At 69.6% G+C, this 20,316-nt stretch carries 19 protein-coding genes and 1 tRNA gene; 11 read left to right on the top strand and 9 right to left on the bottom strand.

Annotation, left to right across the window (positions count from 1 at the left end; genetic code table 11):
- The first annotated feature begins 41 nt into the window (after window positions 1-41).
- The gene (locus ACQBAU_RS01580) at window positions 42-1,076 is read left to right on the top strand and encodes a helix-turn-helix domain-containing protein (protein ID WP_465256290.1); all 1,035 of its coding nucleotides are present in this window, start codon (window positions 42-44) and stop codon (window positions 1,074-1,076) included.
- A gap of 17 nt (window positions 1,077-1,093) precedes the next feature.
- Here the strand turns inward: ACQBAU_RS01580 and ACQBAU_RS01575 are convergent, their stop codons facing one another.
- Window positions 1,094-2,902, bottom strand: coding sequence for a glycoside hydrolase family 15 protein (locus ACQBAU_RS01575; protein WP_465256289.1), 1,809 nt, complete (start codon window positions 2,900-2,902; stop codon window positions 1,094-1,096).
- 495 nt (window positions 2,903-3,397) lie between these two features.
- Window positions 3,398-4,423, bottom strand: coding sequence for a hypothetical protein (locus tag ACQBAU_RS01570; protein WP_465256288.1), 1,026 nt, complete (start codon window positions 4,421-4,423; stop codon window positions 3,398-3,400).
- Window positions 4,424-4,498: 75 nt separating this feature from the next.
- On the opposite strand from ACQBAU_RS01570, the gene ACQBAU_RS01565 reads away from it, so the two are divergent.
- Complete coding sequence (locus tag ACQBAU_RS01565; RefSeq protein WP_465256287.1) at window positions 4,499-6,196, top strand: ABC-F family ATP-binding cassette domain-containing protein; 1,698 nt, start codon at window positions 4,499-4,501, stop codon at window positions 6,194-6,196.
- Between the two features lie 15 nt (window positions 6,197-6,211).
- On the top strand, window positions 6,212-7,081 hold the full coding sequence (locus ACQBAU_RS01560) for a DUF817 domain-containing protein (protein ID WP_434548694.1): 870 nt from the start codon (window positions 6,212-6,214) through the stop codon (window positions 7,079-7,081).
- 52 nt (window positions 7,082-7,133) lie between these two features.
- On the opposite strand, the gene ACQBAU_RS01555 is transcribed toward ACQBAU_RS01560, so the two are convergent.
- Genes ACQBAU_RS01555 through ACQBAU_RS01545 form a run of 3 tightly spaced genes read right to left on the bottom strand, consistent with a single transcriptional unit; the run spans window position 7,134 to window position 7,818 of the window.
- Complete coding sequence (locus ACQBAU_RS01555; RefSeq protein ID WP_434548695.1) at window positions 7,134-7,487, bottom strand: type II toxin-antitoxin system PemK/MazF family toxin; 354 nt, start codon at window positions 7,485-7,487, stop codon at window positions 7,134-7,136.
- 21 nt (window positions 7,488-7,508) lie between these two features.
- Entirely contained in the window at window positions 7,509-7,601 is a 93-nt protein-coding gene (locus ACQBAU_RS01550) for a type II toxin-antitoxin system PemK/MazF family toxin (protein ID WP_465256286.1), read from the bottom strand.
- Entirely contained in the window at window positions 7,588-7,818 is a 231-nt protein-coding gene (locus tag ACQBAU_RS01545) for a ribbon-helix-helix domain-containing protein (protein ID WP_434548696.1), read from the bottom strand. The genes ACQBAU_RS01550 and ACQBAU_RS01545 overlap by 14 nt, the downstream gene beginning before the upstream one ends.
- A 272-nt stretch (window positions 7,819-8,090) precedes the next feature.
- Between ACQBAU_RS01545 and ACQBAU_RS01540 the strand changes: the two genes are divergently transcribed.
- Entirely contained in the window at window positions 8,091-8,771 is a 681-nt protein-coding gene (locus ACQBAU_RS01540; RefSeq protein ID WP_434548697.1) for a DNA alkylation repair protein, read from the top strand.
- Between the two features lie 75 nt (window positions 8,772-8,846).
- Here ACQBAU_RS01540 and ACQBAU_RS01535 read toward each other — a convergent pair whose 3' ends face one another.
- The gene (locus tag ACQBAU_RS01535; RefSeq protein WP_434548698.1) at window positions 8,847-9,428 is read right to left on the bottom strand and encodes a helix-turn-helix transcriptional regulator; all 582 of its coding nucleotides are present in this window, start codon (window positions 9,426-9,428) and stop codon (window positions 8,847-8,849) included.
- A gap of 141 nt (window positions 9,429-9,569) precedes the next feature.
- A tRNA-Arg gene (locus ACQBAU_RS01530) sits at window positions 9,570-9,642 on the bottom strand.
- A gap of 87 nt (window positions 9,643-9,729) precedes the next feature.
- Between ACQBAU_RS01530 and ACQBAU_RS01525 the strand changes: the two genes are divergently transcribed.
- The 4 genes from ACQBAU_RS01525 (at window position 9,730) to ACQBAU_RS01510 (ending at window position 14,796) form a co-directional block, all read left to right on the top strand.
- A complete protein-coding gene (locus tag ACQBAU_RS01525) occupies window positions 9,730-10,095 on the top strand; it encodes an L-rhamnose mutarotase (RefSeq protein WP_465256285.1) in 366 nt (121 codons plus the stop codon).
- A gap of 40 nt (window positions 10,096-10,135) precedes the next feature.
- On the top strand, window positions 10,136-11,533 hold the full coding sequence (locus tag ACQBAU_RS01520; protein WP_434548700.1) for a hypothetical protein: 1,398 nt from the start codon (window positions 10,136-10,138) through the stop codon (window positions 11,531-11,533).
- A 144-nt stretch (window positions 11,534-11,677) separates the two neighbouring features.
- Complete coding sequence (locus ACQBAU_RS01515; protein ID WP_465256284.1) at window positions 11,678-13,510, top strand: polysaccharide deacetylase family protein; 1,833 nt, start codon at window positions 11,678-11,680, stop codon at window positions 13,508-13,510.
- Window positions 13,507-14,796 carry a hypothetical protein gene (locus tag ACQBAU_RS01510; RefSeq protein ID WP_465256283.1) on the top strand — a complete coding sequence of 430 codons (1,290 nt, stop codon included), beginning with the start codon at window positions 13,507-13,509 and terminating at the stop codon, window positions 14,794-14,796. Before ACQBAU_RS01515 ends, ACQBAU_RS01510 begins: the two co-directional genes overlap by 4 nt.
- Window positions 14,797-14,824: 28 nt before the next feature.
- Here the strand turns inward: ACQBAU_RS01510 and ACQBAU_RS01505 are convergent, their stop codons facing one another.
- Entirely contained in the window at window positions 14,825-16,117 is a 1,293-nt protein-coding gene (locus ACQBAU_RS01505) for a DegT/DnrJ/EryC1/StrS family aminotransferase (protein ID WP_465256282.1), read from the bottom strand.
- A 161-nt stretch (window positions 16,118-16,278) separates the two neighbouring features.
- Between ACQBAU_RS01505 and ACQBAU_RS01500 the strand changes: the two genes are divergently transcribed.
- The 3 genes from ACQBAU_RS01500 to ACQBAU_RS01490 are packed head-to-tail and all read left to right on the top strand — an operon-like array spanning window position 16,279 to window position 19,594.
- Window positions 16,279-17,499 carry a DegT/DnrJ/EryC1/StrS family aminotransferase gene (locus tag ACQBAU_RS01500; protein ID WP_434548704.1) on the top strand — a complete coding sequence of 407 codons (1,221 nt, stop codon included), beginning with the start codon at window positions 16,279-16,281 and terminating at the stop codon, window positions 17,497-17,499.
- 35 nt (window positions 17,500-17,534) lie between these two features.
- A complete protein-coding gene (locus ACQBAU_RS01495) occupies window positions 17,535-18,560 on the top strand; it encodes an NAD-dependent epimerase/dehydratase family protein (protein ID WP_465256281.1) in 1,026 nt (341 codons plus the stop codon).
- Window positions 18,560-19,594, top strand: coding sequence for a dihydrodipicolinate synthase family protein (locus ACQBAU_RS01490; RefSeq protein ID WP_465256280.1), 1,035 nt, complete (start codon window positions 18,560-18,562; stop codon window positions 19,592-19,594). The genes ACQBAU_RS01495 and ACQBAU_RS01490 overlap by 1 nt, the downstream gene beginning before the upstream one ends.
- A gap of 59 nt (window positions 19,595-19,653) precedes the next feature.
- Here ACQBAU_RS01490 and ACQBAU_RS01485 read toward each other — a convergent pair whose 3' ends face one another.
- The gene (locus ACQBAU_RS01485; RefSeq protein WP_465256279.1) at window positions 19,654-20,247 is read right to left on the bottom strand and encodes a maleylpyruvate isomerase family mycothiol-dependent enzyme; all 594 of its coding nucleotides are present in this window, start codon (window positions 20,245-20,247) and stop codon (window positions 19,654-19,656) included.
- Window positions 20,248-20,316: the final 69 nt, after the last annotated feature.

Genomic DNA, 20,316 nt, shown 5'->3' with positions numbered 1-20,316 from the left:
TTCGGCGGCCGTGCGACGCCTGCCGCACTAGCCTGCGCCGGGTGGATGCCCTGGTGTTACGGATCTCGCAGTTGGACACCGACGCGGCCGGTGCGCTGCGTGTGATCGCGTTCTATGACGCGCTGATGCGGCGTCGAGTCGATCCGGCCGCGCTGGTCCGGGCGACGGCGAACCTGGCCGAGTGCGTCTCGGCGATGCGGCTCCACGGCACCGACACGGTCGTTCGATACTCCCCCGTCGGCCGCGAAGTGCTCGGCGCGGGCCGCCCCTCCTCCGACGCACCAGTACTCCTCGACGGCGAGGAGATCGGCACGGTCTGGCTGGAGCGGCCGGGACCGCCGCGCCAGCTCGACGCACTGGTGCTGGAGCGACTCGCGCTGGCGGCCGCCGGCGTCGCCGAACGGTACGGTCCGGCAGGCACCACGATGGCCGACCCGGCACTGGTCGAGCTGGCGGTGGGGCCTGGCAGCGACGAGGTGGCGCGCGCCCGGGCGATGCGACTGTTGGGGTTCACCCCCGGTCGGCCGGTCACGGTGGCTGCGGTCCGGTCCGCGATGTCACTGGACCAGCTGGCCAGGCTGGTCGGCGACCGTGGCCCGACCCGCGCGGCAACCCTGGGTGACATCGGCGTCGTTCTCGCCACTGCCCTGGACCCGGCAGGGTTCCCCGGCGAGGGCGTACGTGCAGGTGTCGCCTCGACCATCTCCCCGGAGCAGGGGTGGCGCGAGGCCCGTACGGCACTGCGGTTCACCACCACGACGCAGCCGGTGATCAGCTACGCCGAACTCGGCGTCCTGGCCTTGCTGGCCGAGGTTCCCGGAGACGTCGCCGCCGGCAATGCCGACGTCGTGGCCGTTGCCCGACTGGCCGACGATCCTGAGGCGCTGCTGACGCTGGAGGCGTACTGTGCCGCGGGTTCGGTACGGCGTGCCGCGGCCGTCCTCCATCTCCACCACAGCAGCGTGGCCAGGCGTCTGGTGCGGCTGGGCGACCGGTTGGGGTTCGAGCTCACCAGCCCGGCCGGAGCCGTACGGGCCCAGCTCGCGTTGACCGCCGGACGGCTCGTCACTGGCTGAGCTTGGCCGTGTGGGGATCAGCGGACCGTGGTGCCCGGCTTGCGGTCGGCCGACCCGATCGCGTGACCGTTGAGATGCCGGGCCGCATTCACCAGGCCGACATGGCTGAACGCCTGGGGCACGTTGCCGAGCAGCCGGCCGGTGACGGTGTCGTACTCCTCGCTGAGCAGCCCGAGGTCGTTGCGGACGGCGAGCAACTTCTCGAACAGGGCGCGGGCCTCCTCGACCCGACCGATGCCCACCAGTGCGTCGACGAGCCAGTAGGTGCAGATGAGGAAGGTGCCCTCCGCACCGGGCAGTCCGTCGACCCGGTTGTCGGCATGGGTGTGGTAGCGCAGCACGAACCCGTCCCGACCCAGCTCGGCCTGGACGGCGTCCACGGTCGAGGCCACCCGTGGGTCGTCCCAGGGCAGGAAGCCGACGGCGGGGATCAACAGCAGGGCGGCGTCCAACCCCTCGGAGCCGTAGAACTGGGTGAACGTCTGCCGTTCGGTGTCGTAGCCGTGCTCACAGACCTGGGCGTGGATCTCGTCCCGGATGGCGCGCCACCGATCGGCCGGCCCGTCGAGGCCGTACCGCTCGACCATGTCGATGGCCCGGTCGAAGGCGACCCAACACATGACCTTGGAGTGCACGAAATGCTGTTGGGCGCCACGCACCTCCCACAACCCGTTGTCCGGGTCGCGCCACCGGTCCTCGAGGTGAGCGATCAGCGCCTTCACCAGCTGCCACGCGTTCTCGTCGAACGGCACCCCGGCGGTCCGACCCTGGTGCAGGCCGTCCAGCACCTCACCCCACACGTCGAGCTGCAACTGTCCGGCCGCGCCGTTGCCGATCCGTACCGGCTTCGAGCCCTCGTACCCGTCGAGCCAGTCGAGTTCGAGCTCGGGGATCCGGCGCGCCCCGTGCAGGTCGTACATGATCTGCAGGTCGGCCGGATCACCGGCGACGGCGCGCAACAACCAGTCCCGCCAGGCGGTCGCCTCCGCCACGAAACCCGTTCCCAGCAAGGCTTGCAGCGTGAACGTGGTGTCGCGCAACCAGCAGTAGCGGTAGTCCCAGTTGCGGGACCCGCCGAGCTCCTCGGGCAGCGAGGTGGTGGCCGCGGCGACAATGCCGCCGGTCGGGGCGTACGTCAACGCCTTCAAGGTGATCAAGGAACGCGTGACCGCGTCCCGCCACTCCCCCTCGTAGGCGAGCTGCGACACCCAGGTGTGCCAGAAGTCGAGGGTGCTGACCAGCGCCGCCTCTGGGTCGACCGATCGCGGCGTGGGGAGGTGGGACGGAAAGTGTGCCAACACGAACGGGATCCGGTCACCTGCCGTGACGGTGAACCGCGCACCCGACGACTGGTCCTGTCCGACGATCTCGACCGGCGTGGTCAACGTCAAGGCATCAGGCCCGGCCACCAACAGGATCTGGTCCGGAGCCGTTCGGCGGACCCACGGCACGATGTGGCCGTAGTCGAACCGCGCCTGCAGCTGGGTGTCCATCTCGACCGTGCCCGACACGCCTTCGACGATCCGCACCAGGTCCGGCTCCTGACCGCGCGGCGGCATGAAGTCGATCACCCGGACGGTGCCGGTGTCGGTGACCCACTCCGATTCGAGGACCAAGGTGTCGCCGCTGTAGCGCCGGCTGGTGCAGTCCCCCGCTCCGGCCGGCGCGATCCGCCAGAACCCGGCATCACCGTCGTGCAGGATCTTCGCGAAGCAGGCCGGCGAGTCGAACCGGGGTAGGCACAGCCAGTCGATCGAACCGTCCCGGCCGACCAGTGCGGCCGTTTGGAGGTCACCCAGCAGTGCGTAGTCCTCGATCAGCGCCATGCTTCGATCCTGCCATCCGGCCTCCGCGCCGCCTTCCGCCCCCCGAGCTTGCCGAAGGCCGAGCCCCTACGCCCCCGAGCTGGTCGAGGGGCAGTTGAAGAGCCTCCCCGTCACCGAGAGGGCAGTTGGAGAGCCACCACCTCACCGAGAGGTCAATTGGAGAGCCTCCGCGTCACCGAGAGGGCAGTTGGAGAGTCACCGCGTCACCGAGAGGTCAGTCGGCGGGGTGTCACCCGCGGGATCAGCTCTCCGAGTGCCCTCTCGGTGGGGCCGTGGGACGAGTGGGACCGCCTTCTCGCCGTCGCACCACTTCCTCGCCATGACATACGTTTCCCGCCGTGGCACAAGCTTCAGGCCCTCGGAAACGTATGTCACGGCGAGGAACGTATGTCACGGCGAGGGAACGTCTCGCCGGAGCACGTGCGCGGGTCGATCACATGAGCCGGGCGTGGGGTGGGTCTCGCCGGGCGTGGGATGGTCTCCGCGGGCGTGGGGTCAGGGTGCCGACAGCATGGCGACGACCTTGGTCAGCCCGTCGGCCTCGAAGGTGAAGTGCAGGTAGCGGCCACCGACGACATACCGATCCCACGTCTCCCCGGCTCGTTCCACGGGGCCGAGCAACTCGGCGACCCGTTCCCGACTCCCCGGCGCGTCGACCCCGGTCAGCAGGGACGCCGGGTCGGTGATCGTCGAACCGCCCCGCTCGACCTTGATGAAGATGGTGTCGACCTTGCCCCGCTCGACGTCAATCTCCACGCCGACCGAGCGCAACTGCTTCGCCAGCCTGCGGACACCGCCGGCGGCCAACTCCTCCGGGTCTGGAGTGATCCCGGCGGCCTGCACGAGGTCCAGGACGGCGCGGTCGCGGTCACCGGCGCCGAGGGCGGCCAGCACGACCTCGACACCGCCGGCCACGTCGGTGGCGCCGCCGGTCGGTGGGTCGGGCGTCGGTTCAGGCTCGATGCCGAGCTTGGCCTCCATCCACGCCGTGAACTCGTCGCTGCCGACGGCCGGCCACTCGTCGGGGACCTCGACCCCGAACGTCTCCGTGACCCACTCGCGGAACGCTGCGTGGCCCTCGACCGCCTCGTCGTCCTCGGGTGGCAGACCGAGGACGTACGTACTGAGGTCGCGGTACCCGATCGCGATGAGTTGCAGGAACTCCACGGCCGAGTCCGCCAGCAGGAAGTACTCGCCCTCGGAGCCCAGTCCGACGAAGCGGACGGCGCCCGCATCGTTGCGCCACAGGGCACCGGTCGACCCGTCCCCGGCGATCTCGGCGATGGCGACCAGTTGATCGGCGCCGGGGGTGTCCGACTCAACCAGTCCCTCGAGCGTCGCGTCGGGGGTGAACACGATGCCCAGTTGGAGTTCACCGGCATACGGAGTGAGGAAGTAGCCATGGGCATTGGTCTGCCCCCAGCCCTGTTCCTCCATCCAGGTCCAGGCCCGTTCGAGCTCCTCGGGAACGGCGAAACCCTCGGGGAGGTGCGGCCGGAGTTGATCACCCATCTGCGACATGGCCGACATCGTACGGGGCCACGGTGGCACGAATCCCGGTTGAGGTCGGCACCCGACCGCCGAGACAATGAGCGCGTGGGTCATCTCGAGGTCAACGGTGTCAGCTACGCCCTCCCCGACGGGCGGCCGCTGCTCGCCGACGTCTCGTTGCGGGTCGGTGAGGGCGCGAAGGTCGCCCTGGTCGGGCCGAACGGCACCGGCAAGACGACCCTGCTGCGGCTGATCGCCGGCGACCTGTCGGCACAGGACGGGTCGGTCGGTCGGACCGGCGGGGTGGGCGTGATGCGCCAGTTCATCGGGACCATGGGCCGTGACACCACCGACGAGCCGCCAACCGTACGGGACCTGCTCGTCTCCGTCGCGCCGCCCGCGATCCGGCGGGCCGCGGACGAACTCGATCGGGCCGAGTACCTGATCATGACCGTCGACGACGAACCCGCGCAGCTCGCGTACGCCCAGGCGTTGACGGACTGGGCCGACGCCGGTGGGTACGAGTACGAGACGTTGTGGGACGTGTGCACGGTCAACGCGCTCGCGATGGCGTACGACAAGGTGCAGTGGCGGACCACCGACACCCTGTCGGGCGGTGAGCAGAAGCGGCTCGCACTGGAGGCGCTGCTGCGCGGGCCGGACGAGGTGCTGCTGCTGGACGAACCGGACAACTACCTCGACGTACCGGCCAAGCAGTGGTTGGAGGCGCAGCTGCAGGAGTCGCCCAAGACCGTGCTGTTCGTCAGCCACGACCGGGAACTGTTGTCCAACGTCGCCACCCGGGTCGCGACACTCGAACCGGGTGCGGCCGGGGCCACCTTGTGGGTGCATCCGGGCAGCTTCGCCACCTGGCACGAGGCACGGGTGCAGCGCAACGACAAGCTGGAGGAACTTCGGCGCCGCTGGGACGAGGAGCACGCCAAGCTGCGCGAGCTGATGTTGCGGTACAAGCAGAAGGCCTCCTACAACGCCGACATGGCCAGCCAGTACCACGCGGCGCAGACCAGGCTGCAGCGGTTCGAGGACGCGGGCCCGCCCGAGGCGGTGGCGATCCCGCAGCAGGTGACGATGCGGCTCCACGGCGGCGTGACCGCCAAGCGGGCGGTGGTCTGCCAGGGCCTCGAGCTGACCGGGCTGATGCAGCCGTTCGACCTCGAGGTGTGGTTCGGCGAACGGGTTGCGGTGCTGGGCAGCAACGGGTCGGGCAAGTCGCACTTCCTGCGGTTGCTCGCCGCCGGCGGCTCCGATCCTGACGTCGAGCACCGGCCGGTCGGCGACGTGGTGCCGGCACCGGTCGCCCACACCGGGAGCGCGAAGCTCGGCTCCCGGGTCCGGCCCGGCTGGTTCGCCCAGACCCATGATCATCCGGCGCTGGTCGGTCGGACGCTGCTGGAGATCCTCCATCGCGGCGACGAACACAGACGCGGTCGACCGCGGGACGAGGCGGCCCGCGTGCTGGACCGCTACGAGCTGGCGCGGTCGGGTGAGCAGACCTTCGACTCGCTGTCGGGTGGTCAGCAGGCCCGGTTCCAGATCCTGCTGCTGGAGCTGTCGGGGGCCACCCTGCTGCTGTTGGACGAACCGACCGACAACCTCGACCTGCACTCGGCCGAGGCGTTGGAGATCGGGCTGGAGGCGTTCGAGGGCACCGTGCTGGCGGTCACCCACGACCGGTGGTTCACCCGCGGGTTCGACCGCTTTCTGGTGTTCGGCGCCGACGGCCAGGTCCGCGAGTCGACCGAACCCGTCTGGGACGAAGGCCGGGTCGTACGCGACCGGTGATGTCACACTGGCCGGGTGCTGAAGCCCGGTGAGCGCCCCGATCCCGATCACGCACCGGAGCGGTTGCCGCTGACCCGGTTGCGCGGGCTGGTCGCGCAGTTGTTCCGGTTCGGCTGGATCGAACTGCAGTGCTGCGGTTTCGCGATCGCGGTGTTCATCGGGCTCGCGGTGAGCTCGGTGGTGTGGGGCCGGTACGACCTGCCGATCGCCCGGTACGACGCCTTGTTGATCTACGTCGTGGCGGTCCAGGCGTTGTTCCTGATCATGAAGTGGGAGACCGTACGCGAACTGCTCGTGATCTGCGCCTTCCACGTCGTCGGCCTGGCGTTGGAGGTGTTCAAGACCTCGGTCGGGTCATGGTCGTACCCGGAGCCCGGCTTGATCAAGATCGGCGGCGTCCCGCTCTACTCGGGATTCATGTACGCCAGCGTCGGTTCCTACATCTGCCAGGCGTTCCGGCGCTTCGACCTGCGGGTCACCGGCTACCGCTGGCTGCCCGTCACGTTGCTGGCGATCGCCGCGTACGCGAACTTCTTCACCCACCACTTCATCGTCGACCTGCGGGTGGTGATCGCGATCGGGTTCCTGATCGCGCTGTGGGGCAGCCGGGTGCACTTCACCGTGGGCCGCGTCCGTTACTGGATGCCGGTGTGGGTGTCGTTCGTGCTGATCGGCTTCTTCCTGTGGGTGGCCGAGAACGCAGCCACCTTCCTCGGCGCCTGGCGATATCCCGACCAGTCCGAGGTGTGGCAGATGGTGCACACGGGCAAGCTCGGCTCCTGGGCCCTGCTGGTCAGCCTGAGCTTCGTCCTGGTCTCCGCAGTGAAGGCGCAGGAGGGTCGGCTCTACGGCCACGACGAACCGTCGGTCCGGCGCAGGCCCTAGCCGAACGGTTGCGCCGACCGCCCCGACGCAAGGCCTCGTCCCGTCCGGGACCTCACCGGCGTAGTTGCAGGTGCAGCCGCAGCGCATCGTCAAGGTCGACCATGAGATCGGCGGCCAGCCATCCCAGGACGGGTCCGATCCGCTCCACCGCGATGGACCGGACCTGCTCGGCCTGGGCCTTGGAGTCACGCCTCAGCCCGGTGGCGTCCGCAGGCAGCAACACCTGGAACGGGAACACCCGTTGCACGTTGCTGGTCACCGGGACGACCGTGACGACACCGCGGCCGAGACGCGCTGCAGTGGCGTTCGCTCGATCGTTGCTGATGATCACGGCCGGTCGACGCTGGTTGGCCTCGCTGCCCCGCACCGGGTTCAGGTCGACCAGCCGAATCTCACCGCGCAGCATCGGCGAGCCCGTCGGCCGCCGTCACGTCCCACGCGTCACGGCCGGTCGACGCTGGTTGGCCTCGCTGCCCCGCACCGGGTTCAGGTCGACCAGCCGAATCTCACCGCGCAGCATCGGCGAGCCCGTCGGCCGCCGTCACGTCCCACGCGTCGCGGTCGCCCGACTCCTCCCACTCCTGCCACGCAGCCTCGTAGTCCTGCTCCAGGTCGGGCAGTCGCAGCATGCCCACGGCGTGGCGCAAGGCCGCCGATCGGGACGCCAGACCGGTCCGGCGCGCGTACTCGTCGAGGACCCCGATGTCCTCGGCCGGCAGGCTCACACTGATCTTCATACCGTGATGCTACCTGTTTGCTACCCGCCTGCGCGGCGTCATCCCCTTCGCCTCGGGCCTGGTCAAGGGTCCGTGGCGCGGTGATCCCGCAGCTGGTCCCCCGGATTCCACAAAGCGACCGGTCGACTGTGCGGGGGTGGCCCGCCCACGTCTGAGCCGCCCCAACCCAGCACCCCCGACGGGTCGCTTTGCGGAATCCGCTGGTGGCACCCGGCTCCGGCCCCTCGCCGTAGGCTCTCCGGGAGGCAAGCTGCGAGACGAGGAGGCCGGACATGGCAGGCACTCAGACGACACCGACGGTCGACGAACTGCTGGCCGAGCTCGCCGAGCTCGAGGACCCGCGAATCCGCGAGGTCAACCAGAGGCACGGCGACGACCACGGGGTGAACCTCACCCAGCTGCGGGCGGTCGCGAAGCGGTTGAAGACCCAGCCCGAGCTGGCCCGCGCGCTGTGGGCGACCAGCGACACCGCTGCCAGGCTGTTGGCTCTACTGGTCTGCCGCCCGAAGACGTACCAGCGCGACGAACTGGACACCATGCTGCGGGAGGCCGGCACGCCCAAGGTGCACGACTGGCTGGTGAACTATGTGGTGAAGAAGCATCCTGCGGCCGAGGACCTGCGGCTGGCGTGGCTGGTCGACCCTGATCCGGTGATTGCGAGCGCGGGCTGGGCGTTGACGACCGAGCGCGTGGTCAAGAAGCCGGACGGGCTGGACCTGCCGAGACTGCTCGACGTCATCGAGTCCGAGATGAAGGATGCGCCGGACCGACTGCAGTGGGCGATGAACGAGTGTCTGGCGCAGATCGGGATCCACAACCCGGATCTGCGCCCCCGGGCGTTGGCGATCGGTGAGCGGCTCGAGGTGTTGAAGGACTACCCGACCTCACCGGGCTGCACCTCCCCGTACGCGCCGACCTGGATCACCGAGATGGTACGGCGACAGTCCGACTGACGCCCGGGACGCCGACCGGCCCGGAGACGGAAACGGCCGTCGACGAACATCTCCCGGGCATGCGTCGGGCTGTGATCAGGGCCGGTCGGATCGTGCCCGGAGGGATCTCGCGAGGTTTCGAGCATGGTCGACGGTCGGCTGTGCCTCTCGACCGAGGACGACGATTCCGCTGCTGAGGCCGGCCGGCGAGTCCATCGCCAGCCACGGGCCATGCAGGAGACTGCCCGAGGCTTGCAGCGCCAGGGTTCCATGGCGGGGCGCGTCGTCGCGGACGAACCAGCCGAGGAGAGCATCATCATCGACAGGGCGCAGTTCGCCGCGCCACGTACCGCCTTGTTGTGCGTCCGAGGGCGATGGGGCGGCGCTGACGTCGAACAGGGAGCCGCGCCGGATCAGCACCAGCTCGCCGAGTTGGGCGTCGGACCCCGAGCCGTGCCACGCGGACCACCAGGTGCCGCTGTGGTCGACAGACGATCCGGCGAGCTCGTCGAGGCTGACGTCCAGCAGATCGGCAAGTCGCCGCGCGCCCTGGAGTGTGGGCTCGGTGGTGTTCGCTTCGTACCGTCGGATCTGTCTGACGTCGACGCCGAGCCGCGCGGCCAGCTCGGCCTGTGTCAGACCCATACTGACCCGGCGTTGTCGGACGATGTTGCCCATTCCCACAGACAGCAGTGTTGCCTGCCGGAACGTCTCATGTCGCGCAATGTGCAGCTCACCTGTGGATGGTTGCTGCCGAAGGCTGTCTGTCGGTCAGACCCCTACCCAGGCAAACATGGGCTGACAAGGTCTTTCGCTGTGCGCACCCGTAGGGATTCGAACCCCAAACCTTCTGATCCGTAGTCAGATGCTCTATCCGTTGAGCTACGGGTGCAGTCGTGTCCTACGACGACGGCCTACTGTACCTGATGTCGACCACCTGTCACCAATCGTCGGGTCGCCACCACCTCGAGGAGCCACCATGCCGGACCAGCCAGACCTCACCGACCAGCGCCCCGGTTGGGTCGACGACGGCAACCAGGAGTGCTTCGTCTACCACCTGAAGCCGGGTGCGGGCGAGGAGTACGACCGGTGGCACGCCGAGACCCTCCCAGGTGTGATCGCGGGCCTGCAGCGGCGTGGGGCGTACGACTACTCGATCTTCCGGCGCGGCGACCTCGTCATCACCACCGTGCGCCGACTGCCGGGTGCTCCCGAGATCGACGCTCCCGGCAAGGACTCCCCCGACGAGGTGCGCTGGAGCGAGCTCATGGCCCCGCTGTTCGAACGCACCACCGACGAGGACGGACGCCCGCTGAAGGCGGCGCGCGTATTCCGAATGGACTGATCTACGCCCAAATGGGTGTCCGAATCTGTACAGTACCGACATGCAAGCGTCGTCAAGTACGCAAGGAGCCGTCCGGGTCGGCCTGATCGGTGCAGATCGGTTCATCCACAAGATGACCGACGTGGCCCGCAAGAGTGGGAACGCCAACCTGCGCGTGGTGCCCGGCTCGTACCCGAACCTGACCGAGACCCAGTCGGCACAGCGGATCGCCGAAGAGGTCGACGTGTTGCTGTTCGCCGGGCCGCTGCCGTACGACATCGTCGTCCGCGAGTCCGACGGCGACCTGGGCGTGCCGGCGACGTACGTGCCGACCGGCGGTCCCGCGCTCCACGCCTCGCTGGTCCGTGCACTCAGCGAGGGCCTCGACCCACGCCGGATGAGCATCGACTCGATGGCCAAGACCGCCATCTCCGACGCCTACACCGAGGTCGGCCTGTCGGCGCGCAAGACCCACGCGATGCCGTACGAGGAACGCTACGGCCTGAACGCCTACCGCGACTTCCACCTCGACCTGTTCCGCGAGGACAAGACCAGTGGTGCGATCACGACCATCCCGGCGGTGCTCGACGACCTGCGTGCCGAGGGCGTGCCGACCCTGCTGATGGAACCGGCGCTGCTCACGCTGCGGCAGTCGCTCAACAACGCGATCCTGCTCGGCAGCGGCGCCCGGTTCGAGGAGTCCCGGATCGCGGTCGTGATCGCCCAACTGCCCGACTCCGCACTCCCGCCGCGCACCAGCCCCGCCCAGTACTGGTACCAGGAGCTGCGGCTCGCCCTGCACCGTGAGCTGCTGCGCGAGGCCCGTCGGATGGACGCGATCGTGCTGTCGCACGACCAGAAGAGCTTCTTGATCTTCACCACGTACGGTTCGCTGCGGATGGCGACCGACGACCTGACCAGGGCCCCGTTCGTCCAGCGCGTCTCCAAGGCGCTCAGCATCGACCTCGAGGTGGGTGTCGGGCTCGGTCGCTCCACCGTCGAGGCCGAGAACAACGCCTACCGGGCGATCGCGCGCTCGGGCGGGCCGGAGACCCGTGCGGCCTACCTGGTCGGCGGCGACGGGACGAACCTGCGGTTGGCGATCGGCAGCGAGCCGGTCGAGGCACCGGAGGAGGGCGAGGAGCAGGGAGACGACCGGTTCGTCGCGATCCTGCGGACTCTGGTCGACGCGCTGAACGACTCCGGCGACGGCCGGCTCGTGGTCGACGCCGACACGGTGGCGCGGATCACCCAGGTGACCTTGCGTACGGCCCGCCGCACCCTGCAGTCGTTGGTCGCCCAGGGCCTCGCCTGGCCGCTCCCACCGGCCCGGACCCGCAAGGTCGGCCGGCCACCGATGCTCTACCAGCTGCTCGACGAGCGGCTCCAGCCCGCCGACGACCACACCCCCAGCGACAAGCTGACCGAGGCGATCACCGCAGCCGACCCGCGCGAGTGAGCAGAACCGTTCCTCGAGCCTGTCGAGGGTCCTGACCCACGCAGGCCAGCACGTAAGGGACAGTCCAAAACATCAATCAGACATTGCGGTATAGCACGATTTGGGATTGACTTCCCTCAACACATCGAGTTGAGGGACTGACACGTGAACAGCACTGCAGCAGCGGCCACTTCCACCGTGACCCGGTCGGACGTCGGCCTCGTGATCGACACGGCGACCGTGACCGCCCACCACCAGGCGGGCCGTCACGCCCACGGTCTGCACGCCCTCGAGGTGCTCGACCACCTCCGGCAGCCGTACCGGCGCCTCGATGCCCTCGACCTGACCGGCGCCGACGACCTGGCGGTGCTGGTGACCGCCGAGCTCGGCCCCGTCACCCCCGAGCAGCGCGACGCCCTCGAGGCCTGGGTCCGCGCCGGCGGGGTGCTGGTGCTGGGCGACCACGACCTGTCGCTGGCCGGGCTGGCCGGCGTCACCACGGCCCCGGCCGAATTCGGCCGGGTCGACTTCGCCGACGACCCGCTGTGGACGCAGCGGCCGAGCCGTCCGATCCGGGCGATCACCGGCCACCAGCTCACCCCGACCGGTGACGACGTCAGCGTGCTGGCGACGTGGGCCGACGCCCAGGACACCGCCGCGATCACCCGCCGACCGCTGGGTGACGGCGTGGTGTTCTGCCTCGGCGTGGCCGTGTGGGAGACCCTGGTCACGCTGCTGCAGGGCCACCCGGTCACCGAGGACGGCCGACCGGCCGCGGACGGTTCCGCCCCCCTCGACGAGGGCATCCTGAAGGCCGAGGACGGGCTGGCGTTCGACATCGACGCCGACCGGCAGCTGCCGCCCGGTGAGCCGGACCTCCCCGGCGGCCGGTACGAGTTCGGTTACCCGCCGCCGTACGCCGCCCCGCTGTTCGACCTGCCGCAGGCCGACCTGTGGGCGATCGCGGTCGCCCAGCTGGTGTGGGCCGGACTTGATCATGTCGGCAGCGCCAACGGTTGGCTGCACTACTGGCCGGCCGGGGTGCCGGCGATGGCCCACATGTCCCACGACTCCGACGGCAACATCGACGAGGAGGGGCAGGCCGCCCTCGACGCGTTCGCCGAGGCTGACGTGAAGGTCACCTGGTGCCAGGTGTACAACGTGCGCAAGTACTCCCCCGAGATCTACGACAAGATCACCGCGGCCGGCCACGAGCACGCGTTGCACTACAACGCGATGGACGACGCCGACATCGCGCAGTGGGGCTGGGAGCAGATCAAGGGTCAGTACGAGTGGGCCCAGGAGTTGATCAGGACCGACACCAAGATCATCTCCAACAAGAACCACTACACCCGCTGGGAGGGCTGGACCGAGTTCTACCAGTGGTGCGAGCAGCTGGGCATCCAGCTCGACGAGTCCCGCGGGCCGAGCAAGATCGGCAGCGTCGGCTTCACCTTCGGTACGGCCCACGTCGGCTTCCCGATGAGTGACGTCGAGCTGGCGAACCGGCCGATGGACGTGATCAACCTCCCGCTGCACACCCAGGACCTGTGCTGGGCCAGCCACGCCTCGTCCCGCGACGTGATCCTCGACGGTGCCGAGTCGGTGCACGGGGTCGCGCACTTCCTGTTCCACGGCCCGCACCTGCTGCGCCGTCCGCTGACCCGGGCCGCCTGTTCCGAGGTGGCGCAGGCCGGTCGCGCCCGCGGCATGCGCTGGTGGACAGCGGACCAGATCAACACCTGGGAGCGGTCACGTCGCCGCATCGACGTGGCCGTCACCGCCACCGACACCGGCTGGACGGTCGAGGTCACCGCCGCCGCCGAGCTCGCCGAGGCCGGCGTGGTGCTCACCCTCCCCGGGGTCGGCGACGGCGAGGTCACCGTCAGCTCCGGCACCGGGTCGATCACCCCGGTCGTCCGCCACGGTCGCACCTTCCACGAGCTGGCGGTCGACCTGACCCCCGGCACCCACCGGTGGGAACTTGCGGCCCGATGACGGCCGCCGATCACCTGACCCTCGGCTGGGACCGCCGCGAGATCACCCCGACCCGCCCCATCCCCCTCGCCGGGTACGCGAGCCGGGCCGACGAGGGGCCGGCCGAGGACGTGCTGTCGCCGCTGCACGTCCGTACGATCGCGCTGCGGCACGGTGACCGACGGGCGGTGATCGTGGTCGCGGACCTGCTGTGCTGGGGCCCCGACAACGTCGAGCACCTACGCCGGGAATGTGAAGCAGTACACGGATTGCGGCCCGACGAGCTGTTCCTGTGCGCCACCCACACCCACTCGGCACCGCAACCGTCCAGCTGGTTCACCGACGGGCTGGGCGTCGCCGACGCCGAGTGGGTCGCCCGGTGCCACCGGGAGGTGGTGGCCGGGATCGGCGCCGCCCTGGCGACCGCCGTCCCGGTGACGCTCGACACCACCCACGGCCGGCACGAGCTGGGCATCGACCGACGCTTCGCCCGCAGCGCCGGCCGGGAGTCGGCCGAGGCGTTGTCGCAACGGCTGACGGTGATCAACTTCCGGACCGGCGGGAGCGTGGTGGCGACCCTGTTCCACCACGCCTGCCACCCCACGCTGCATCACGGCAACGCCGTCAGCGCCGAGTTCCCGGGCGCGGCCATGAGCTCCCTGGAGGAGTCCGGCAATGCCGCGATCGCCGTGTACCTGCAGGGATGCTGCGGCAACGTCAACCCCGACGCGTACGACGGCACCACCTTCCTCGGCGGCGACCAGGCGGCGGTCGTCGACCTCGGCGAGCAGTTGGCCGACGCCGTACGACGACTGCTGGCCGGCGACACCACCCCGATCGAACCCGACCTAGCCGGCCGACTGGTCGAGGTCGACCTCCCCACCGAGCCGGCACCGGCGGCCGCCGAGCTCAGCGACTTGGTGAACAGCGAACACGTGCAGGTGTCGCAGTGGTCGCGCCTGCTGCTGGCGCATCCGGAGCGCCGCACCGGTGCGCCGCTGACCATCTCGTCGCTCCGGTTCGGTGCCGGGCTCGGGCTGGTCGGGATGTCGGCCGAGGTGACCAGTCCGTACGCCGATCACGTCACCGCCGTGAGTGAGGGGACGGTGATCTCGCTCGGCTACTGCAACGGGATGCTCGGCTACGTGGTGACCGCCAAGCAGTTGGCCGAGGGTGGCTACGAGGCCACCGACGCGCCGCTGTGGTTCGGCATGCCGGGTCGGCTCACCCCGGCCGCGGAGGACGTCCTGCAGGAGGCGTTGGCCGAGGTCGCCACCGCGACGACCCCGGCCCCCGCACACCGCTGACGTCGCGCACCGCTGACGTCGAGCACCACTAGCTGGTGACGGCGGTGTGGACCTTGGTGATCGCCGCAGCGATGTCGGCCACGTCGGCGTCGGTGAAGTTCTCGTTCCACGAGAAGACGAGCATCTTGCCACCGTTGATCAGGTCCTCGGTGACCGGGCACAGCCCGCGCACGTACTGCGACTTCGCCTCGGTGATCGGGAAGCCCGAGTCTCCGTACGTGTGGCCCTCGGCCAGCACCGGGGTCAGGTAGAGGGGGGTCTGGATGTAGCCGGCCCCGAACCCCACGCCCTCGGCGGCCAGGAGCTTGGAGTAGGTGTTGGCGTCGGCCCCGGCGGCGGACTCGTCGACGAAGATCGGGAAGATCCACCACGAGGCACCCTTGACCGGCACCGTCTTGAGCCCCGGCAGGGCATTGACGACCTCGGCCAACTGCTCGGCGGTGCGACGCCGGTCGGCCACGATCTGCTCGAGCTTGGCCAACTGGGCCAGCCCGATCGCCGCGTGCACCTCGGTCATCCGGTAGTTGAGCCCGAGGAACAGGTGGGTCCGCTCATTGGTGTCACGCGGCCAGCCCTTGTCGGTGAACAGCCGGGCGCGACGGCCCAGTTCGTCGTCCGCGGTGATCGTCAGGCCACCGTCGCCGGCGGTGATGTGCTTGGACTGCTGCAGGCTGAAGCAGCCCAGGTGTCCGACGGTGCCGGCGAGCTTCCCGGACGCGGTCTCGGTGAGGTACGCCTGGGCACAGTCCTCGATCAGGTAGATGCCGTGTTCGTCGGCGATCTCGCGGAGCTCCTCGACCCGGGCCGGCGCACCGTACAGGTGGACCGCGATGATCGCCTTGGTGCGGTCGGTGATCTTGCTGCGTACCGACTCGGGGTCGAGTGCTCCACTGTCGGGCAGCACGTCGGCGAACACCGGGACCGCGTTCTGCGCCAGGATCGGCAGCACGGTGCCGGCATCGCTCAGGCCGGTGGTGATGATCTCGTCACCGGGCGACGGGTTGATCGCGGCGACGGCGACGTGGATCGCCGAGGTGCCCGAGGTGGAGGCGACGACGTGCTCGATGCCGTACAGCTTGCCGAAGGTGTTCTCGAACTCGGTCGTCACGGTGCCGGCGGTCCGGTTCAGCTTGCCGGACCGGAGCACGGCGGCGACGGCCTCGATCTCGGCCTCGTCGATCCGGCGGCCGCTGATGTCCCCGACCGACGGGAACGGGGTGGTACGAATCGGCTGGCCACCCTCGCTCGCGAGGCGCGCACCACCCTCGGCCTGGTCGCCCTTGCGCTGGTCGGACTGCTCGGTCTGGCTGGTGGCCTGCATGGCTGAGTTCCTCCACGAAACGGTGTGTTGGTACGGAAGATGGCCCGTCGAGGTGCCCGCCACGTGGACGGGACTCCGAGATCCCCTTGCGGAAAGGCTATGGGCGGATACCATAATCCGCAATACGTGCGGTACCGAACTCTTCGAAGGATGAGATACACATGGCAACCGAGCCTTTGGCCGTGAACGGCGGTCAGCCGACCGTCGCCGGCGACTTCCCCGCTTGGCCGATCTACGACCAGAACGAGGCCGATGCCCTGCTGGAGGTGCTCAACTCGGGGAAGTGGGGCAGCACCCACGGTGACGTGGTGGCGACCTTCGAGAACGAGTTCGCGACCCACCAGCAGACGAAGTACGCCAGCGCGCTGAGCAACGGCACCCTGGCGCTGGCCGCCGCCCTGTCCGCCGGCGGTGTCGGCATCGGTGACGAGGTCATCGTGCCGCCGTACACCTTCATCGCGACCGCGGCCGCCGCGCTGTTCGTCGGCGCTGTGCCGGTGTTCGCCGACGTCCTGCCGCACAACCACCTGCTCGACCCGGAGGCCGTGAAGGCCGCGATCACCGAGCGCACCAAGGCGGTCATCCCGGTCCACCTGGCCGGCGCGGTCGCCGACATGGACGCGTTCGCCGCGATCGGTCGCGAGCACGACCTGTTGATCATCGAGGACGGCGCCCAGGCGACCGGTGCCGCGTGGCGGGGCACCCCGGTCGGCGGCCTCGGCGACATCGGCACCTTCAGCTTCCAGTCGTCGAAGAACCTCACCGCCGGCGAGGGCGGCGCGGTCACCAGCAACGACGAGGAGCTGGCCCAGGCGCTCTACTCGGCGATCAACGTCGGCCGCGTTCGCGGTGGCGGCTGGTACGAGCACCAGCGGGTCGGCTACAACCTGCGACTGACCGAGTTCCAGGCCGCCGTGCTGCGGGTCCAGCTCAGCCGGCTCGACGCCCAGCAGAAGCAGCGCGACGAGGCGGCCAACCTGCTCGCCGAGCTGCTCGAGCCGATCGAGGGTGTCGAGGTCGACGCCACCGACGAGCGGCAGACCGCCCACGGTCGCCACCTGTTCCTGATGCGGTTCTCCGCGTTCGGCGGCGACGCCGCGGTGCGCGACGCCGCGGTCAAGGCGCTGTCGGCCGAGGGCGTCACCGGGGTCTCGGGCGGGTACGTCCCGCTGCACCGCAACGAGCCGTTGGTCCGCGATGCGAAGGCGATCGCCGACAAGCTGGGCCAGCCGTACGCGACGCCCGACTGCCCGGTGACCGATGCCGTGTCGAAGGACTCGATCTGGCTGACCCAGCCGCTGATGCTGGGCACGACCGAACAGGTCGGCCAGATCGCGTCGGCCATCAGCAAGGTCGTCGCGAACGTCGACTCGCTACGCTGACCGTCCACCCACCCACCCCCACCAGGAGCACTCCCTTGCCCGATCTCACATCCGTGGACGCGTTGAACAACGCCATGGCCACCGTCTCGTCCGCCCTGGCCGCCGACCTGGGACGCCTGTCGGGCGACATCCTCGTCGTCGGCGCGGCCGGCAAGCTCGGCCCCAGCTTGGTGAACCTCGCCTGCCGCGGGGTGGAGCAGGCGGGCACCGGCGCGACGGTGTACGCGGCCTCACGCTTCGGGAGCCCGGGCAGTGCCGAGGAGATGGAGTCGTTCGGCGCCACCGTGGTGCCGAGCGACGTCTCCACCGACGAGGGGCTCGCCAAGCTGCCGGACGTGGAGAACGTGATCTTCCTGGTGGGGGCCAAGTTCGGCACCGACGGCAACGAGCACGACACCTGGGCGACGAATGCGTACCTGCCGGGTCGGGTGGCGGAGCGGTTCGCCGGCTCGCGCATCGCGGCGCTGTCGACCGGCAACGTGTATCCCTTCGTACCGGTCGATTCCGGCGGTTGCGTGGAGACCGACTTCCCCGGTCCGGTGGGCGACTACGCGATGTCGTGCCTGGGGCGTGAGCGGGTGATGACCCACTTCTCACACAAGGACAACACCCCGCTGTCGATCATCCGGCTCAACTACGCGGTCGAGACCCGGTACGGCGTGCTGGTCGACATCGCGACCAAGATCAAGTCGGGCGTCGACATCGACATCAGCATGGGCTACGCCAACATCATCTGGCAGGGCTACTGCAACGAGGTGATCATCCGCTCGCTGTTGCACGCCGACGTCCCGCCGTTCCTGCTCAACCTGACCGGGATGGAGACCATCTCGATCGCGGCCACCGCGAAGAAGATTGCCTCGGCGATGGGTCGGGAGGCGAAGCTGGTCGGCACCGAGGCGCCGAACGCGCTGCTGTCGAACGCCTCCAAGTGCCATGAGCTGTTCGGCCAGCCCACCGTCGGCACCGAGGAGTTGATCACCGCCACCGCGGACTGGGTGGAACAGGGACTGCCGTTGCTCGACAAGCCGACGCACTTCCAGACCCGGGACGGGAAGTTCTGATGGCCGCCCTGGAGCGTTTCGCCGCCGGGACGGTCATCCCGGCGCAGCCGTTGGCGCTGACCGAGGACCTGCAGCTCGACGAGCGGCGACAGCGTGCGCTGTCGCGCTACTACCTGGCCGCCGGTGCCGGCGGGATCGCCGTGGGCGTGCACTCCACGCAGTTCGGCATCCACTACGAGCACTCCCACCTGCTGAAGCCGGTACTGCAGGCCGCCCTCGACGTGGTGGCTGATCATGGCGACGCCGACACCGTGATGGTGGCGGGGGTCTGTGGCCCGACCGACCAGGCCGTGCGCGAAGCCGTACAGGCCAGGGACCTCGGCTACCACGCCGCCTTGCTGGCACCACAGGGTGCCGGCGACCTGGACGAGGCAGGCCTGCTGGACCGAGCCCGACTCGTCGGCCAGGAGATCCCGGTGATCGGGTTCTACCTGCAGCCCAGTGTCGGGGGACGCCTGCTGTCACAGGACTTCTGGCAGCAACTGGCCAACCAGGAGTCGACGATCGGCATCAAGGCCGCCCCGTTCGACCGGTACTGCACGGCCGACGTGCTGTGGGGTGTCGCCCACTCCGACCGGGCCGACCAGGTCGCCCTCTACACCGGCAACGACGACCACATCATCGGCGACCTGCTGTTGCAGTACCCGCGGGCCGACGGCAAGCCGCTCGAGTTCGTCGGCGGCCTGCTGGGTCAGTGGTCGCTGTTCACCCTCGAGGCCGTACGCATTCTGGCGCTGAGCAAGCAGGCCAAGGCCGGCGACACCGCCGCCCGACAGGAACTCGAGCTGCTGGACCTGCCGCTGACCGACGCCAACGGCGCCTTCTTCGATCGGCTCAACGGGTTCGTGGGTTGCCTGCCCGGGATCCACGAGGGCCTGCGCCGACAGGGCCTGATGGCCGGCCTGTGGTGCCTGGAGCCGGACGAGAAGCTGTCGCCCGGTCAGCTGGAGGAGATCGATCGGGTGTGGCAGGCGTGGCCGCAGTTGCGCGACGACGCGTTCATCGCCGAGCACCTGGAGTCCTGGCTCAGCTGAGCCTGCTCAGGTGGGTCGCCCGTGCCGGGTGGCCTTCACCGTGCCGGCGGTGACGCTGCTCAGGTGGGTCGCCCGCTGACTCGCAGCAGCAGGTCGATGGCCGGCGCCTCGACCGTCTCCCCCGACGAGTCGCCGGCGGTGTAGTCGGTGTCGGTGGCGACCAGGTGCAGCCCTTGGGCGCGCTCGCGGCCACCACCCAGCCCCTCGGACGTCCGCAGTTGGTACGCCAACGCGGTCAGCACCGGTGCAGTCGGGTAGTTGCCCCTCATGCCGAGCGGGCGGCGGATGTCCTCGCCATGCACGTACGCCTCCACCAGCCGCGTCTCGAGCCCGCCGGGCGGGGTGTGGGTCGCGTTCGCGAACCCTTTGAAGGCGGCCAGCGTGTCGGCCGGATCCTCCCGCCGTTCCCGCTCGACGCCGTGGGCGTTCGCGCGGTCGAAGTCACCGCGGGCCCTGATCATCTGCCCGACGAAGCCCAGTCGGGTGGTGCCGGCGGAGTCGACCAGGTGGGCCAGCACGTCGTGCACGTCCCACCCGGCACACAGGGACGGCTCGGCGAACTTTTCGGGCGCCAGCCCGGTCAGGTCGCCGACGAGTCGGTGGCGCTCGGCGTGGACCGCCGCCCAGATGGCCGGCTTGCTGAGTGAGGACATGTGCCCAGCCAATCAGCAACCGCGGGTCGACCTCCAACAAGCGGTCAGTTCCACCCCAGAAGTTCAGCC

It is taken from the genome of Carbonicoccus niuqiaonis, from assembly GCF_050157065.1.
In the GTDB taxonomy this organism is placed as follows: domain Bacteria; phylum Actinomycetota; class Actinomycetes; order Propionibacteriales; family Propionibacteriaceae; genus Avipropionibacterium.
Note: the sequence above shows the minus strand (reverse complement) of the source record. Positions and strands in the feature narration are given on the sequence as shown.